Here is a 15,405-nt window from a genome sequence, read left to right on the forward strand (position 1 = left end):
GTCTATCCTAATGCCGTATAACAAGTTGCTGCACGCGGATAAATTACTCGCTGTACTCCTAATTTACCGGTAAGCAAAGCGTTATGTTCCTACCTGCAAGCTAACATCCATACTCTTATGAAGAATACGGATAATCCTGATTTGCTGGTAGAAGATCACATGACTTCCCTGCGGGAATTTCCGATATCCCGCTCGGATCTCATCTCAGGTTCTGCCAATATCCGGGTTTTCCGCTACCAACCAAAATGAATCATTAAATTGCTTCAGGTAGTCATTCCGTTGCTCTTTGCCCCAGCGGCGCTGGGTAAAAAGGGCGATTTCCCGTAAGTCCGTTTTCGCTGCGACCGTCAGTGTGAAGGGTTTCATTGAAGCTCTTCGTTATCCAGCTCTTTGATAAAGCTATCTAGGTCATAATCCGCATCGCCGCTTTGTTCGCCCTGTTGCAGCAGCTGTCGCAGGGTTTCCATCTTAGCTTCCTGATTTTCCAGCAGGCGCAGGGCAGAGCGGATCACTTCACTGGCGGAACCATACCGGCCGCTCTGCACCTGTTCAGAGATAAACCCCTCGAAGTGATCCCCCAAGGTAATACTGGTGTTCTTAGCCATGTTGTTTGCTCCGAAATACCTATATATACCCAATTATGGTATCAGTACCAGCTAAGAGCAATGCGCGATCATGGCTTCATCCTGAACTAACCTTTATCATTTCATCGGCCAGTGAAAACTGGCAGGCGGAGCAGCGAATCAATCTTTCCGAGCTGCAACCGCTGAAATTCCTGTCTGCTTAAGCAGCCAAAACCTAAGCAAACTCTATGACCGATATAAAACTCTCCAAGGACGATACCGCCCGTATCGTCGCTAAGATCAAAGATTACTTTGCTGATGAACTGGATCAGGATATTGGCGGTTTTGAAGCCGAGTTCCTGATCGATTTCTTCGCGAAGGAGATCGGGCCGCACTTTTACAATCAGGGGCTGGCTGATGCCCAGACCCTGTTTCATGAAAAAACCGAAGAACTGACTTATCAGATTCAGGAGCTGGAAAAGCCGACAAGCTAATTGAAGTGATCCCCAATAGGTGGTTACACTGTGTAACGCAAAGCAGAAAGGCCGTATCTCTACAACGGTTAAATGGCAAACGATTAACGGCCACAGAGCAATTTTATGAACAGAAACACCGAAGCGGCTGCCGCTTTAGTCGAAACCGGGTACTGGGCCAGCCAATATTTTCTCTGGAGTGTCATTCTGATTGTGGTGGTTCTGTTTCTGTCGGGAGCCTGGTGTTTTTTCTATCACCGCCGCGCCATGGCGGCTCAGCGTCTGTTAGTGCAGAATCTACGTGAGAGCGCAGATACTTTTCGTTACCTTGTAGAGACGGCACATGAAGGTATTGCCGTAGTGCAAAATAAACGGCTGGTTTATCTGAATCCGCGCATGTGTGAAATGAGTGGATATCATGAAACTGAGCTCAAGGCTTTGCCGTCTTTTATCCCCTTGATTCATCCATCGTCACGGGATGAGATGATGGCGAATTATCAGCGCCGTGTGGCTGGAGAGACAGCTCCGCAGCGGTATGAAAGTCTTTTGTTACGCAAGGATGGCTCCAGTTACCCGATTGAGCTTAGCGGTGTTGCCATTGTTTGGGGCGGGCAGCCGGCAACACTTAATATGCTTACGGATATCTCCGATCGTAAAGCGGCAGAAAAAAAGATTCTGCATCTGGCCCATCATGATAGCCTCACCGGTCTTGTTAATCGCACGGTGCTGCATGAGCGTATACAGCAAACCATCGCTTTGGCGAACCGCAGTCATACGCCATTCGCTGTATTATTTGTTGACCTGAATGCTTTCAAGCAGGTGAATGATACCTACGGACATGAGGTGGGCGACGTGTTACTGCAGCAAGTAACCCTGCGTATTAAACAACAGCTAAAGGATACAGACACTCTGGCGCGTGTAGGCGGGGATGAATTTGTCGTTCTGTTGACTGAAATAACCGATAATCGGGATGTAACCCAGGTTATGTCCCGTATTAAAGAGGGGATGGCTGAGGCGTTTCAGATTAAACGTCATCAGCTGCACTGCCAGGTGAGCCAGGGCGCAGCGTTATATCCTGAAGATGGCGCATCGGTACAGGCACTATTAAGTCAGGCAGACAAAAATATGTATGCTGACAAATGCCGCTACTATGCGGACCTCAATGCTAACGACTCAGATCATCACCCTAACGATGCCCGTCATAGCCCCAACCCGCAATAAATCCCCATGTTTCCTTCCCTCTGATAACGAACAACTTTGACCTCTCTGGACACAGACATACCTTACGTTAGGCGCGTCCTAAAGGGTGTGAGTGATAAGAAGCAAACGGGCAAAATATAGCGGCTGCAAAACTCCGAACACCCTTACTCAGACTGTTTAGCTCGCTGCCAGGTGCTGATATTTTCTTACGGAGCTGAAAATAACAGAAAACCGAATCAGAAAACTGCGGTCATAGAGGGTGAGCAACCGGGAGAGGCCGACGGATAATGCATTGTTGGTTGCAATGAGAATTATTGAATATAGAGTCGTAAGATAAAAGATCCCACGGAAGGCAGCATATGTACTAAAAAAACTGATAATAACCTCAGATTAATAGCTTATATCGTTAATTAAGGGTGTTATTTTAAAATATTGACTCAACTTGGATTGACTATGAATCAGATGATGTCAGGTAGTTGTTGCTGTGGCGACGTTGAATTTACACTTAAAGATGATTTCAGAAATTTTTTCTTTTGCCATTGTGAACAGTGCCGAAAACTGACGGGCACGGCGCACGCATCAAATCTGTTTACGGCACCGGATAATATTACCTGGATTAAAGGGGAGAATAAGATAAGGCGCTACGATCACCCTGAGCGTTCTTTTTCCAAAGCCTTTTGCGAGAACTGTGCCTCTGGCCTGCCGTATATATCGCAAAGCGGTAAGTCTTTAATTGTTCCGGCGGGTAGTTTAAATGGAGAGCCATCCATAACACCTGATGCTCAGATATTTTGCTCTGAGCAGCCTGAATGGTATAAAAATGGTCTTCAGGTTACTAAAGTTCCTCATTTTCCGGGTTAGAGCATAGTTATAAGCCAGATCAGAGTCGTCTGCCAACGTGCGGCGATTCTTTGATTTTTTTGATAACGATTTTTATATGCATTTCAGTAAAATAATACAGGAGGTATCGTCATGAAAAAAATAATATCACTTGGAGCTGTTCTTTTATCGGCATCATTTTCAGTGTCTGCATCTGAAGGTTTAGTGAAATATGAAAGCCGCTTTTCTGTTAAAGAGACGGCAGACCGCTTTGAAGAGATTGCAAAAAGTAAAGGGCTGACCTTATTTGCCCGGATCGATCACCGCAAAAATGCCCGCGGTGTGAATTTAGAGCTCCGGCCCACTGAGGTCATTATGTTTGGTAACCCCAAGGTGGGAACCCCTCTGATGCAGTGTGCTCAGAATGTGGCCATTGATCTGCCACAAAAAGTTATGGTTAGCGAAGATGCTAATAACAAAGTCTGGCTCAGTTACAATAGCCCGAATTATTTGATGAAGCGTCACGACATAAAAGGGTGTGATGAGGTCATTAATAAAATTTCACGTGTGCTAAGTACCTTGTCAAAGGCTGCTGTCGCCCAGTAGTTATCACCTGCCACGTAATGCAGTCAGCCATTCATGCCTTATGAGACTCTGGCTGTTTTGCGTGGGTACGTTGTTTTAGGTCGATTGTTGGTGGTTGCCCGCTAAGCTATGAATAGATGTCATAAAAGTGAAATAAATGTATGACCTGGATCAGGTGTTCGCTACTTTGACCTATATTTTTGATTAACTCTGTTAAAGTCTTGGGTGGTTAATTGCAAGGGAGTGTAATTTATTGTCAATTCATTCCGGTGTATCTACCAATAAACCCACTCTTTTTTGCCGTGCCCTAAGTGTTGATACCTATCCTTTAGCCTTGTCGGGTAAGGGGTCTGACCATTGCTGCAGTACAATATTAGTTTGCATAAACATCCCTATAGGTTGGTAGAGCTGCTTTGTAGCTTCTTTAATTCCACTTGATTGTTTTCTTTTGTTAGTGAACTATTCGCTTCTTCGGAATATGTTTATAATTAAAGAATATTAATAATAAAATTCAAGTATCTAACAACAGGTGGCTCGTAGTGGAATCTTTATTTCGGCAATTCAGAATTCAATTCCGTATCTGGTTTATGCAAATTCTCCCCTTCTTAGCGATGGCGGTTCTCTTGCTGTTTATGATGTTGCAGGAAAGGGACAGTTTCAGAGAGCAGAAAAAAGCTGAGCTGTACAATATGCTCCATACGGTGATAGAAGTACTGGAGGGTCTGGACAACGAGGTCCAGAACGGCGTTTTAACCCTTGAGCAGGCCCAAAGCCAGGCGCTGAATATCATCAAAAATATGCGCTATGGTGCAAATGATAAAGATTATTTCTGGGTTATGGATATGAAGGGTGTCTATCTGATGCACCCGGCGGTGTCTTCTTTGACCGGTAAGAATGGATCGTTACTGAAAGACAAGCAGGGCAAACGTATCTTTGATGATCTTCCCGGCGATCTGGAGCGTGATGGTCTTACCTATGCTGAGTTCTTCTGGCCAAAAGCAGGGGGCGATGTGCCGTTAGAGAAAATGGGGATGATTCTTGCCTATAAGAACTGGAACTGGTCGGTAGGTTCTGGTTTTTATATTGATGATATTGAAACTATTTTCTGGAAAAAGGTCACCACGAACCTGAGCATCACCGCCGTTATTATTGTCGTTATGTTGACGATTGCCTGGATGTTGATAAAAAGTATTACCCGGCCTCTGGGGGAAACTTTATCTGCCCTAAAAGATATCAATGAAGGCGATGGCGACCTGACCAAGCGGCTGGCGGTTGCAGGGAATGATGAAATTACCCTTTTGACCCGTTACTTCAACGGATTCGTTGAAAAAGTACACGGTGTTATTGGTCAGGTTAATGTTGCATCGTCTTCGGTTTCAGGTTCGGCAGAAGGTTTATCAGGCATAACCACAGGCGTGCACAGGAATACTGAGCAGCAGGCCAAGGAGATTGACCAGGTGGCAACGGCCGTTCATGAGATGTCGACGACGGTACATGAAGTCGCAAAGAGCGCCGGTCAGGCTGCTGAAGGTGCTAATCGTGCTGATCAGGAGGCCCGCTGTGGTAAAGAACAGGTTGAAAAGACCATTACGGCCATCAACCAACTCAGCGAGCAGGTATCTGGCTCTGCTCAGGTGATCCAGCGCCTGCATGCGGATAGTGAGAATATTGGCTCTGTGCTGGAAGTGATTCGTGGTGTTGCGGAACAGACCAACTTGTTGGCTCTGAATGCGGCTATTGAGGCTGCTCGGGCCGGTGAGCAAGGCCGGGGTTTTGCTGTGGTTGCTGATGAGGTGCGCACGCTAGCTCAGCGAACTCAGGAGAGCACCGATGAAATTGAAGGGATGATCGAGAAGCTACAAAGTGCTGCGCAGGATGCCGTTCTCTCTATGGATGCCAGTATGAAGTCCACAGAAGAGACCATCGCAATTGCAGAACAGGCCGGCGTATCACTCGACTCTATTCTGCAGGCCGTTGAGTTCATAAAAGATATGAATGATATGATCGCCAGTGCAGCCGAAGAGCAGTCCCTGGTTGCAGAAGAGATCAACAAGAATGTGGTTAATATTGTTGATCTGTCGCAAACCTCTGCTGAATCTGTTCAGCAGATAAACCAGTCCAGCGATGAACTGGCAAGTCAGGCGGATAAACTCCACGGAATGGTGGGACAGTTCCGTATCTGAGCCATCTTCAGACGGGTTCTGTCGATGCCGGAGCAGAAGCTCTGCCCATAGGGCAGAGTTTCTTAGCAGCTTTTAAAGCGAAGAACTTCTGTCACTCCTTCGGAGCCGGATAGCTGCTTTTCAATCTTTTGGGCTGTAGGTGTTTGTGACAGTCCTCCCAGGGCGGTGCAACACAGCTCATGGGGAATAGCTTTACCTACCTTAGCCATGGCAATAATAACCTCATCAATAGGCACCACCTGATCAAAGCCCGCCAAAGCCATATTGGCACAGGATAGTGCGTTACTGGCTGCCATCACATTCTTACCTAAACAAGGGGCTTCAACCCGGTTGGCAATAGGATCGCATGTCATTCCGAATGAATTTTGTAATGCCATTGATGCAGCGGTTAAGCACTGCTCTGTATCGCCGTTGTGCAGCGCTACTAATGCCGCTGCAGCCATACTGGAGCCAGATCCGCATTCGGCCATGCACCCTGCTTCTTCTGCTGCAAATGTCGCATCTTTTGTGATCAGTACGCCGATTAGGCCCGCCACAAACAGGGCTTCACAAACCTGTTCGTCACTGCTACCCATGACTTTAGCGGCACCAAGTACCGCCCCAGCCATTGCGCCGCATGAGCCTGCAGTCGGCGCTGCGACAATGGTGTGCATAGCGCTTTTGGCTTCCATGATCGCACTGACGTGCATGACGGTCTCATTCAGAATACTGCTGGGCAGAAGTTCATTGGACAGATGTTTTGCCCTGAAAGCAGGTGACTGAGAGGGTAGGATGCGATCCGCAAACTGAGTTCCCTGAAGCCCGGTATTGACGGCGCTACTCATTACCTGGTGGATCCCGCTCATTTTAGCCATTAACTGCTGGTGGTTAAGGCCGCTGCGCGCTGATTCATACTCCAGTGCAATGAGGGGTAAGGGCTTTGCATTGTGGCTCTGGATATAGTCGAGTAGCTGCCGGGCATCCATAAAGGGTAGGGTCATATCCGGGTTACTGAGAACCGGCATGACAGGGTTCAGAAGACGGTAGTCCTGAGTTTGACACTGCTGACAGATTCGCTGAATCAGGGTATCGCCGAACTCCTGTGCAGACTCAATAAGGATGACGGGTTTAATGCCCTGGCTCAGTTCAGCCTGCAGGTGTTTGTTCTCTGCTTCTAGTTGGCTGTTAAGGCTGTTGGTAAGTGTTTCCAGCGCCAGAGGGTCTGTGAATTGCGGATATACCACAAGCACATAGCTATCGCCCATAAAATGTACCGGGGCCTGGTCAATGGCGATCACTTCGATCATGCCACCACCCGTGGATAGTGCGGTGAACTCATGGCTGATGTTGTTGTTACTCAGACTTAATTTATAAGTATTAGGGTGTGTTGCCCCTATGCTGCGATACTGGATCTCCGTGGTGATACCTGCCTGCTCCAGGTGAGATTCATAGTTCACCAGCTGCTCTTCATCGGCATCCCAGCCAAGGAAACCACCGAATAAGCCCATATCGGAACCCTGGGATTTGTGAGTGGTGACCAGGGAGCCATTGGGGTCATATTCGATCAGGGCCTGTTTTATGTCTCCCTGCATCAGATCCCTCGCCAGACGACCAATGCGAAGTGCTCCTGCACAGTGAGAGCTTGAAGGGCCGCGCATGACAGGGCCAAGAACATCATTGAAAATACTGGGTGCACTCATAGCTGGGGCTCTCACTGTTATGAATTATATTTTTGTATATTGGATACAATATCTCAATATTCTGGGTTTGAATAGAGGGAGAGAGGACGTGACGCTGAAATCAGGCGGGGAAACGTGAGAAAGAAAAGATGGGTATAAAAAAAATCCCTGACGACTATAAATTGTGATCAGGGACTTCAAATTGTGATCAGGGACTTCTGAGGCCGCAGCGGTTTATTATGCTTTTAACTTCCAGTGAACCGACTCACCGGCAAAAAATGGCACGATAGGTTTGCCACTGGGTAGTTCAATTTCTCCGGGAATTGTCCATTCTTCACGTACCAGGGTAATGGTGCCCTCGTTTCGCGGCAGTCCATAGAAGTCCGGGCCGTGATGACTGGCAAAGCCTTCAAGCTTGTCCAGTGCTCCCAAATCCTCAAAAACGTGGGCGTATAATTCAATAGCGCTCCAGGCGCTGTAGCAACCGGCACAACCACAGGCGTTTTCTTTCGCTTCTTTGGCGTGTGGTGCAGAGTCAGTACCCAGGAAAAATTTAGGTGAACCGGTTTTCACGGCGGCACGCAGAGCCTGCTGATGGGTATTGCGCTTCAGAACCGGCAGGCAGAAGTTATGCGGACGTACACCACCGACCAGAAGGTCGTTGCGGTTCAGCAGCAGGTGCTGGGGGGTAATGGTGGCGGCGATATTGTCACCGGCTTCCTGTACAAACTGAGCGGCATCCCCTGTGGTAATGTGTTCAAATACCACCTTAAGATTCGGGAAGTTGTTAACGATATGCACCATTTTCTGATCGATAAACTCTTTTTCGCGATCAAAGATATCAATATGATGGTCCGTCACCTCACCGTGTACCAGCAGTAGCATGCCCTGTTGCTGCATGACGTCAAAGATTGGATACATCGCCTCCAGCTGCTTAACCGCAGCAGAGGAGTTTGTAGTTGCTCCCGCCGGATAAAGCTTGGCGGCAACAATACCGGCTGCTTTCGCATCCATAATATCCTGGGCTGATGTGCTGTTGGTGAGGAACAGTGTCATCAAGGGTTCAAATTTACTACCGGCAGGCCGGGCATCCAGAATACGCTGACGATAAGCCATTGCCATTTCGGCGGTTGTCACCGGTGGTACCAGATTGGGCATCACAATAGCGCGTTTAAAGCAGCGGGCGGTAGCTGGGACCGTTTCCGGTAGCATATCAGCATCACGCAGGTGCAGGTGCCAGTCGTCCGGGGTTTGAATCGTCAGAGTTGTCATAGGTGTCTGTCAGCTCGATCTTTAGAGGATGAATAAGGTTTGCCTTATGATAAAACATATGACTTATGATTGATATTTTCCGGCGGCTGAACCTCCCTGGAAATCATGGTTTCAGAATTCAACATGCTTAGGCTCAGGGCTTTTGGTCGAAGTTATTTCATTAAACGAAGAGGGTAGGCTTCATGCGTCTGATCGGCAATATTATCTGGTTTGTTATGGGGGGCTTTATTATGGGGCTGGCCTGGTGGGCCTATGGTGTGCTGGCTTTTATCACACTGGTGGGGATTCCCTGGGGGCGCTCCTGCTTTGTGCTGGGGCAGTTCTCTTTTTGGCCGTTTGGCAAGCAGACGGTCAGCCGTCGGCAACTGACCGGTCATGGGGACATCGGGACTGGGACTTTTGGTCTGATGGGTAATATTATCTGGATTCTGTTCGCCGGTATCTGGCTGGCACTTGGGCACCTGATGTCTGCTGTGGCCTGTGCTATCACTATTATCGGAATCCCTTTTGCAATTCAGCACTTAAAACTGGCGGTGGTATCTTTTGCACCGGTTGGTCAGACCGTTGTGAGCAATCAGGTAGCCGAAGCAGCTTTTCGGCGCTGATTGGGGATGAGTCAGCCTGTCAGGGATGATTAGTGGAATATCCGGTCACCTTGTTGGTCAATCATCTGTTTGGCTTTGCGGATCATCTCTTTGGCGCATTCATCGGCGGAGGGCAAAGTATCCGCGCGGATAAATATGTGCACTTGTTCACCTTTCGTGATTGTACCGTTGATGCGGAAACCCTGCTCCTCTTTGATCGAGGCGGGTGTGATCAGATAATCACCGTAGCTTTCAGAAGCTTGGTTCTGAGGCGCTTTAGGGGCCTTTTCACCGGTGGCAAATAGTGATTTAAATGAAGAGATCAGACTCATAACGGGCCTTTTAAAATAGTTTATTTATATAGTGTAGCTAAGCTGAACAAGAGATAATTCTAAAGTCTGTAGTGTACCTCAGATTCTGCCTATGGGTGAACTAACAGCTTGAATGCATGGAGGTTTGTCTTAACAAACACTGATTCAGCTGACAAAATGCCCCTATACCACTTTTAAAGAACGAGATTCATTCGATGAAAATAACGTCTGTTGTCTGCCGGTTGCTCTGTCTGATGGGTACTGTTTCCCTGTTATCTGCCTGCCAAAGTACTTATTACTCTGCCATGGAGCAGGTGGGTGTCCATAAACGCGATATTTTGGTTGATCGGGTGGATAATGCGAAAGAATCTCAGGAGGAGGCTCAGGAGCAGTTTAAATCTGCCCTGGATCAGTATCGGGCTGTTGTCAGTTTTAATGGTGGCGAGATTGAAACGCTGTATGAGCGCCTCAATGCTGAATATGAAGATAGTGAAGCGGCAGCTGAAGAGGTCCGTGAGCGAATCGAGAAAGTTGAGCACGTCGCTGAGGCTTTGTTTGATGAGTGGGAAGAGGAGCTGAATCTTTATACCAGCAGTCGCCTGCGCCGTCAGAGTGAACGCCAATTGAATGAAACACAGAGCCGCTACAAAAGCCTGATTCGTGCGATGAAACGTGCTGAAGGACGTATGCAGCCTGTTCTGTCTGCGCTTCAGGACAATGTACTGTTTCTGAAGCATAACCTTAATGCCCGGGCCATTGGGGCATTAAAAGATGAATTGGCGGGTATTCGTCAGGATGTTGATGTGATGATCCGGGAGATGAGTGTCGCGATTCAGGAATCAGACCAGTTTATTGCGGATATGAAGCAGGAGTGATCAGATCATTTCTGTTATCCGCCTCCATGGCTTTCGGGTAACACCGGGTCAGTGGGGCAAGCAGGACTCAGAAAATAAAACGGGCTGCTTTTCAGGCAGCCCGTTTTTGTACTCTGGCGGCAGGCAGAAATATTCTGGCTTCTGACAGGCACGGTCTCTTGCTTACTTTCGGAACTTTGCCCATGGATCAGCCGCTTTGCTGTTACCCGACGTCCTGTTGCCGTCATCACGGCTACGGCGCTGGGGAGCCTGTCCTCGCTTACTGTCGCCGTTTTTTTTCGGACCTGGTTTGCGGTAACTGCCGGTCGGCGCGGGTTTGCCATCCTCTGGGGCTTTACGCTTAAAGCTTGGACGCTCTGCTTCATCCGCTCCTGCAACAACTTTGCCGCTTTTGGGGACAAAGTTCAGCTTGGTTACCGGAACTTCTTTACGGGGCTCAAAGCCTGCTTCGACACGGCGCTCTAAAAGATGGTTCAGACGGCTTTCAATAGCGATCAGATGTTTAAAATCATCTTTGGACACGAAGGAGATCGCCTCACCGGAGGCTCCGGCACGACCCGTGCGGCCAATTCGGTGTACATAGTCCTGGGATTCCTGCGGCAGGTCGTAATTCACCACACGGCTTAACTGGTCGATATCGATGCCGCGGGCAGTGACATCTGTGGTCACCAGGTATTTTAACTCACCGGACTTAAACGCCTCCAGCACCCGTGTTCGCTCTTTCTGACTCCGGCCACTGTGAATGGTGTCGGAAGGTATGCCACGCTTTTCTAACTGGCTGGCTAATTTGGCGGCGCCATGCTTGGTGCGGATAAAGATCAGTGCCTGATCCCAGTTGTTTTCTGTAATCAGGTGGCTTAACAACGCGGACTTGGTGTCTTTGTCAACGGTAATAATCCACTGTTCAATTTTTGGCTCAGCATCTGCGGTATCCGCAATTTTGATCTCTAGCGGGTGCTGCAGTGCTGTTCGGGCCAGTTGGCGAACCGCCTCCGGTAAGGTGGCGGAGAACAGCAGGTTCTGACGTTGTTCCGGCAGGCGCTCAATGACTTTGTTGATATCCGCGATAAAGCCCATGTCCAGCATCCGGTCCGCTTCATCAAGCACAAAATACTCCAGCTCATCCAGCTGTAGCGCACGCTGATACAGCATATCGATCAGTCGGCCTGGTGTGGCCACCAGAATATCAACGCCCTCGATCAGCGCCTGCTTTTGGTCCGCAATTTTACTGCCACCAAACATCGCCATTGAACGGATATCAAGATGTTTGGCATAGCTTTGAACACTGTTTTCAACCTGTACTGCAAGCTCCCGGGTTGGCACGAGAATCAACGCCTGAACCCGCTTGGCTCGTACGGTCTTGTCCGGGTCGATCTGTTGCAGGATGGGTAGAACGAAAGCGGCGGTTTTACCGGTGCCGGTTTGAGCTGCGGCGATGAGATCCCGGCCAGCCAGAATTTCAGGGATAGCCCGCTGCTGTATCGGAGTTGGTGTGGTGTAGCCCTGTTCAGTAAGCGCTTTTACAAGAGAGGCGTTAAGCTTGAGTGTAGCAAATGACATGGTGTTTCCCGGCATGGTGGCACTGAAAAATAATAAGGCACGGGACACGGGCCGGAGTGTGCTCGCCGCCACCGGTGTTTCGTACGCAAAAAGAGGTGCGCCACTATAGCAGACAGGCGGATGTTTTTGGAGTCATGAAAGGCTCAATCAAAAGGAATTAAGCGTGCCCGTGTTGCCTGTTATGAATCTCTGGGCGGCAGGCGGGCAGAAAATCGGCCTCTCAGATAAAAAAGCGATAAAACGTTTTTTTTATCGGGTGGCTGGGCTACTCTGCGGCGCTTAGTATTTGTATTCTTGATTCAGGATCAGGTAGATATTACGCGTGCAGATTACCTTTTTAGGCACTTCATCCGGTGTGCCATCCCGTCAACGAAATGTCAGTGCCACGGCGATACAGCCGGAAAAAAGTCGCCATTGGGCGCTGGTTGATTGTGGCGAAGCAACGCAGCACCAATTGCTGCATACGCCTTTGTCACCTCAGAAACTGTCGATAGTGCTGATCACTCACAGGCATGGCGACCACTGTTATGGCCTGCCGGGCTTGCTGGCCTCCTGTCAGCTGAATGGCCGAACGGAACCTCTGACCCTTGTTGCCCCTGAGGCGGTCTGGCGGTATCTGCAGGCTGTGATTGAACTCACCGACCTGCATATTACCTATCCTCTGCAGTTTGTTGCCGTTAATTCGGCACTTAGCCTGAATATTGCCGGGTTCAGAATAACGGCTCATCCTCTGAGTCATAGGGTGCCCAGTTGGGCTTATCGGTTTGAAGAAACAGGGATACCCAAAAAACTGAATCTGGCGCGCCTGAAGGAGGACGGTATTCCCTCGGGGCATCATTACGCCTGTCTTCAGGCGGGGGAAGATGTTGAGTTGCCTGATGGTCGGGTGCTAAACAGTGCGGAATATACTTTTGATTCCTGGTCTGCACGGACTGTGGTTATTGCCGGAGATAATGATACACCGGAGCTGTTGTCAGAGGCTTGCAGAGGCGTTGATCTTCTCGTGCATGAATCGACATATACCCAGGAAGTACTGGAACACGTAGGGCCGGAACCGCAGCATTCATCGGCAGAGCGTGTGGCCCGTTTTGCCGCCAGTGCCGGACTCAGGAATCTGATGCTGACCCATTTCAGCCCCCGCTACCTGAAAAAAGCACGAAAAAAACGTGACCGGAGTATCGAAGAGATCCGGCACGAGGCGAGGTTGCATTATTCAGGGCGTCTGTTTTTGGCGGAGGACTTTGAGGCGTATGCTCTGGATCGAAACGGCCACTGTCACTATGTTCAGAACCTGAAGCGCGATCATCATCGCCAGCCCGGTAAACAGAGTAGCACCAGAGGTGCGCCCGTGAAAAAAGAGGAATGACGTTGGAGGTTCTGTTTCTTTTTTTCTCGGCCTTTATGGCTGCCACAATCTTTCCGTTTTACTCTGAAGCATGGCTATTTATCTTACTGCAGCAGGGATATGATCCTGTTCCTCTGGTGATTGTCGCTTCGTTTGGTAATACGCTGGGGGCGGTGGTGAACTGGTATCTTGGGCGCTATTTGCTGAAATACCAGCACAAGCGCTGGTTTTATTTTAAACCGGAACAGATAGGGCGTATGCAGATCAGATTCCAGCGTTATGGTATCTGGAGTTTGCTGATGGCCTGGTTGCCTGTTGTGGGAGATGTTCTGACATTGATTGCAGGAATAATGCGTGTGCACTTGCTGCCGTTTTTAGCGCTGGTGGCTACAGGTAAAACACTGCGATATCTGGCAGTGGTTTATTTTGCCGGCTGGTTTGCGCAGTAGTTGTAATAAGATGATGCTCCATCTTATGGGACGGCTTAAGAAAACCGTAGATGGGAGCGAAGTTTTTGTGGAAGCAACGTTTTCTGGTGTGGCCCCCGTTAGGGGAAAAGCTTATGATTTTCCGCCTTGCTTTTGCAGTGTAAGATACTGAAGCACTGCCACTTCAGTCGTCACCACTTAGTTAGTGGGCGTGACGGCCAAAATGCAGGCTGATTTTAGGCAGTTTTACACTCAGTTTGGATGCGATAGATACTTTCAGATTAGTGAAAAATTCTGAAATGTATGCATCACGCTCTTCTTTAGCTTTAGCAACGTAGAATTCAATATCGATGTTGCCGTATGCGTCTTTTTTGATGTCGTTGTTCATAATAGTCGTCCTGTAAGTCATATATATTGGGGGCTTCAGCAATACCGTAGAGTTTCTGGGTCCTGATGGTTATCCCGATCACTTTCGGTGTTTAACTAAAGTACGTGTATCTTAAGACTTTGGTATAAACTCCACAAACGACCTTTTTTAACCTAAATGATGAGAAAAACTAATCAATTGGCTATGTTTCTGTCTGCTGGAAAATAGAGGTGCCTTATCAGACGTTTACCCCCTATGAATGCGCTGCGGGTTTTTGAAGCTGCAGCCCGTAATGAAAGTTTTGCCAAAGCGGCAGAGGAGTTGTTTATTACTGCTTCCGCCGTTAGCCATCAGATCAAAAGTCTTGAGCATTATCTCGGCCTTAGCCTGTTTCTTCGCAATAAACGCAAGGTAGAGCTGACAGAAGCAGGGGCTCAGTATTTACGCTCTGTGCGGGGGGCTCTGGATGAGATCGAAGCCGCCACCTACCGACTGACATCTAATCCGGAGCGGGATGTGGTGACCATCAGCGTTGCACCGAACTTTCTGATACGCTGGTTGATGCCCCGTATGAACCGCTTTCAGGCGCTGTTCCCCGATGTGGAGCTGCAGATTAGTGCTTCATCGGGTTTGATCGATTTTAATAAGCAAAATACGGATATGGCTGTTTATTATGGTTATGGTGACTGGCCTGATATTGAAGTACATTTTTTGCGTAATGTACTGCTGGTGCCGGTGTGTAGCCCTTCATTGCTGGAGGGGCGGCATGCCTTGAACAAACCTGCAGATCTGCGTCATCACACATTGATTCATGTGAGTAAGCGGGTGCATGAATGGCCGGAGTGGTTGCAGTTAGCCGGCGTTGATTATCGGGGCTTCAGCCACGGTTTGCAGCTTTCCAGTAGTCAGCTGGCAACAGGAGCTGCCCAGGAAGGATTGGGTGTGGCTCTGGCGGACAGTACGTTGACTTCCCGTGAAATCAAAGAGGGTAAGTTGATCCGGCCTTTTGATATTAAGCTGGACACTCATAAATCTTTTTACCTGGTTTACCAGAAGCAGCGGCCTCTCTCCTACGGTATGAAGGTATTTAAAGACTGGATGATTGAAGAGATGCAGGATGGTCTCACAAGGGTGTGAGCTTTACTATCTACCGGGCAGGGGAGTCGGGCTTAGAAAATGACG

16 protein-coding genes and 1 pseudogene are annotated in these 15,405 nt (G+C 48.7%); 10 read left to right on the forward strand and 7 right to left on the reverse strand.

The genetic code is table 11. From position 1 onward, the window contains the following. Positions 1 to 81 precede the first annotated feature (81 nt). Positions 82 to 366, reverse strand: a pseudogene (locus ACN0R8_RS00645) (type II toxin-antitoxin system RelE/ParE family toxin). Next, complete coding sequence (locus ACN0R8_RS00650; RefSeq protein ID WP_417594062.1) at positions 363 to 605, reverse strand: type II toxin-antitoxin system ParD family antitoxin; 243 nt, start codon at positions 603 to 605, stop codon at positions 363 to 365. Before ACN0R8_RS00650 ends, ACN0R8_RS00645 begins: the two are co-directional and overlap by 4 nt. Positions 606 to 811: 206 nt before the next feature. Between ACN0R8_RS00650 and ACN0R8_RS00655 the strand changes: the two genes are divergently transcribed. The 5 genes from ACN0R8_RS00655 to ACN0R8_RS00675 all read left to right on the forward strand — a co-directional run bounded on the left by ACN0R8_RS00655 (position 812) and on the right by ACN0R8_RS00675 (position 5,823). Next, positions 812 to 1,057, forward strand: coding sequence for a DUF2164 domain-containing protein (locus ACN0R8_RS00655; protein WP_417594064.1), 246 nt, complete (start codon positions 812 to 814; stop codon positions 1,055 to 1,057). A gap of 105 nt (positions 1,058 to 1,162) precedes the next feature. After that, on the forward strand, positions 1,163 to 2,257 hold the full coding sequence (locus ACN0R8_RS00660; protein WP_417594066.1) for a diguanylate cyclase domain-containing protein: 1,095 nt from the start codon (positions 1,163 to 1,165) through the stop codon (positions 2,255 to 2,257). A 432-nt stretch (positions 2,258 to 2,689) separates the two neighbouring features. Continuing rightward, the gene (locus ACN0R8_RS00665; protein WP_417594068.1) at positions 2,690 to 3,097 is read left to right on the forward strand and encodes a GFA family protein; all 408 of its coding nucleotides are present in this window, start codon (positions 2,690 to 2,692) and stop codon (positions 3,095 to 3,097) included. A gap of 111 nt (positions 3,098 to 3,208) precedes the next feature. Then, entirely contained in the window at positions 3,209 to 3,661 is a 453-nt protein-coding gene (locus tag ACN0R8_RS00670; RefSeq protein WP_078319892.1) for a DUF302 domain-containing protein, read from the forward strand. A 518-nt stretch (positions 3,662 to 4,179) separates the two neighbouring features. Then, positions 4,180 to 5,823 (forward strand): methyl-accepting chemotaxis protein, encoded by a 1,644-nt coding sequence (locus ACN0R8_RS00675; RefSeq protein WP_417594071.1) that lies wholly within the window; start codon positions 4,180 to 4,182, stop codon positions 5,821 to 5,823. A gap of 62 nt (positions 5,824 to 5,885) precedes the next feature. On the opposite strand, the gene ACN0R8_RS00680 is transcribed toward ACN0R8_RS00675, so the two are convergent. Both ACN0R8_RS00680 and pyrC read right to left on the reverse strand, forming a co-directional pair. After that, entirely contained in the window at positions 5,886 to 7,502 is a 1,617-nt protein-coding gene (locus ACN0R8_RS00680; protein WP_417594073.1) for an L-serine ammonia-lyase, iron-sulfur-dependent, subunit alpha, read from the reverse strand. A gap of 216 nt (positions 7,503 to 7,718) precedes the next feature. Continuing rightward, a complete protein-coding gene (gene pyrC, locus ACN0R8_RS00685; protein ID WP_417594075.1) occupies positions 7,719 to 8,753 on the reverse strand; it encodes a dihydroorotase in 1,035 nt (344 codons plus the stop codon). 182 nt (positions 8,754 to 8,935) lie between these two features. Between pyrC and ACN0R8_RS00690 the strand changes: the two genes are divergently transcribed. Further along, on the forward strand, positions 8,936 to 9,358 hold the full coding sequence (locus tag ACN0R8_RS00690; RefSeq protein WP_078319896.1) for a YccF domain-containing protein: 423 nt from the start codon (positions 8,936 to 8,938) through the stop codon (positions 9,356 to 9,358). Positions 9,359 to 9,387: 29 nt separating this feature from the next. On the opposite strand, the gene ACN0R8_RS00695 is transcribed toward ACN0R8_RS00690, so the two are convergent. Next, entirely contained in the window at positions 9,388 to 9,669 is a 282-nt protein-coding gene (locus ACN0R8_RS00695; protein ID WP_078319897.1) for an HlyU family transcriptional regulator, read from the reverse strand. Between the two features lie 194 nt (positions 9,670 to 9,863). On the opposite strand from ACN0R8_RS00695, the gene ACN0R8_RS00700 reads away from it, so the two are divergent. Continuing rightward, entirely contained in the window at positions 9,864 to 10,523 is a 660-nt protein-coding gene (locus ACN0R8_RS00700; RefSeq protein ID WP_078319898.1) for a DUF2959 domain-containing protein, read from the forward strand. Positions 10,524 to 10,685: 162 nt separating this feature from the next. On the opposite strand, the gene ACN0R8_RS00705 is transcribed toward ACN0R8_RS00700, so the two are convergent. After that, positions 10,686 to 12,083, reverse strand: a complete 1,398-nt coding sequence (locus tag ACN0R8_RS00705; RefSeq protein ID WP_417594078.1) for a DEAD/DEAH box helicase — start codon at positions 12,081 to 12,083, stop codon at positions 10,686 to 10,688. A 322-nt stretch (positions 12,084 to 12,405) separates the two neighbouring features. Here ACN0R8_RS00705 and ACN0R8_RS00710 point away from each other — a divergent pair, with 322 nt between their 5' ends. Further along, entirely contained in the window at positions 12,406 to 13,449 is a 1,044-nt protein-coding gene (locus ACN0R8_RS00710) for a ribonuclease Z (protein WP_417594080.1), read from the forward strand. Next, the gene (locus ACN0R8_RS00715) at positions 13,446 to 13,877 is read left to right on the forward strand and encodes a YqaA family protein (protein ID WP_417594082.1); all 432 of its coding nucleotides are present in this window, start codon (positions 13,446 to 13,448) and stop codon (positions 13,875 to 13,877) included. Before ACN0R8_RS00710 ends, ACN0R8_RS00715 begins: the two co-directional genes overlap by 4 nt. 181 nt (positions 13,878 to 14,058) lie before the next feature. Here the strand turns inward: ACN0R8_RS00715 and ACN0R8_RS00720 are convergent, their stop codons facing one another. Beyond that, a complete protein-coding gene (locus tag ACN0R8_RS00720; RefSeq protein ID WP_078319902.1) occupies positions 14,059 to 14,244 on the reverse strand; it encodes a hypothetical protein in 186 nt (61 codons plus the stop codon). A 216-nt stretch (positions 14,245 to 14,460) separates the two neighbouring features. On the opposite strand from ACN0R8_RS00720, the gene gcvA reads away from it, so the two are divergent. Then, positions 14,461 to 15,360, forward strand: coding sequence for a transcriptional regulator GcvA (gene gcvA / locus ACN0R8_RS00725; protein ID WP_078319903.1), 900 nt, complete (start codon positions 14,461 to 14,463; stop codon positions 15,358 to 15,360). Positions 15,361 to 15,405: the final 45 nt, after the last annotated feature.

This window comes from Oceanospirillum sp. (assembly GCF_048265165.1).
Classification (GTDB): Bacteria; Pseudomonadota; Gammaproteobacteria; order Pseudomonadales; family Halomonadaceae; genus Oceanospirillum.

What these genes read in the sequence shown, in the direction of transcription:
- ACN0R8_RS00650 (WP_417594062.1), bottom strand. Translation starts at nt 605, where the DNA reads ATGGCTAAGAACACCAGTATTACCTTGGGGGATCACTTCGAGGGGTTT.
- ACN0R8_RS00655 (WP_417594064.1), top strand. Translation starts at nt 812, where the DNA reads ATGACCGATATAAAACTCTCCAAGGACGATACCGCCCGTATCGTCGCT.
- ACN0R8_RS00660 (WP_417594066.1), top strand. Translation starts at nt 1,163, where the DNA reads ATGAACAGAAACACCGAAGCGGCTGCCGCTTTAGTCGAAACCGGGTAC.
- ACN0R8_RS00665 (WP_417594068.1), top strand. Translation starts at nt 2,690, where the DNA reads ATGAATCAGATGATGTCAGGTAGTTGTTGCTGTGGCGACGTTGAATTT.
- ACN0R8_RS00670 (WP_078319892.1), top strand. Translation starts at nt 3,209, where the DNA reads ATGAAAAAAATAATATCACTTGGAGCTGTTCTTTTATCGGCATCATTT.
- ACN0R8_RS00680 (WP_417594073.1), bottom strand. Translation starts at nt 7,502, where the DNA reads ATGAGTGCACCCAGTATTTTCAATGATGTTCTTGGCCCTGTCATGCGC.
- pyrC (WP_417594075.1), bottom strand. Translation starts at nt 8,753, where the DNA reads ATGACAACTCTGACGATTCAAACCCCGGACGACTGGCACCTGCACCTG.
- ACN0R8_RS00690 (WP_078319896.1), top strand. Translation starts at nt 8,936, where the DNA reads ATGCGTCTGATCGGCAATATTATCTGGTTTGTTATGGGGGGCTTTATT.
- ACN0R8_RS00695 (WP_078319897.1), bottom strand. Translation starts at nt 9,669, where the DNA reads ATGAGTCTGATCTCTTCATTTAAATCACTATTTGCCACCGGTGAAAAG.
- ACN0R8_RS00700 (WP_078319898.1), top strand. Translation starts at nt 9,864, where the DNA reads ATGAAAATAACGTCTGTTGTCTGCCGGTTGCTCTGTCTGATGGGTACT.
- ACN0R8_RS00705 (WP_417594078.1), bottom strand. Translation starts at nt 12,083, where the DNA reads ATGTCATTTGCTACACTCAAGCTTAACGCCTCTCTTGTAAAAGCGCTT.
- ACN0R8_RS00715 (WP_417594082.1), top strand. Translation starts at nt 13,446, where the DNA reads ATGACGTTGGAGGTTCTGTTTCTTTTTTTCTCGGCCTTTATGGCTGCC.
- ACN0R8_RS00720 (WP_078319902.1), bottom strand. Translation starts at nt 14,244, where the DNA reads ATGAACAACGACATCAAAAAAGACGCATACGGCAACATCGATATTGAA.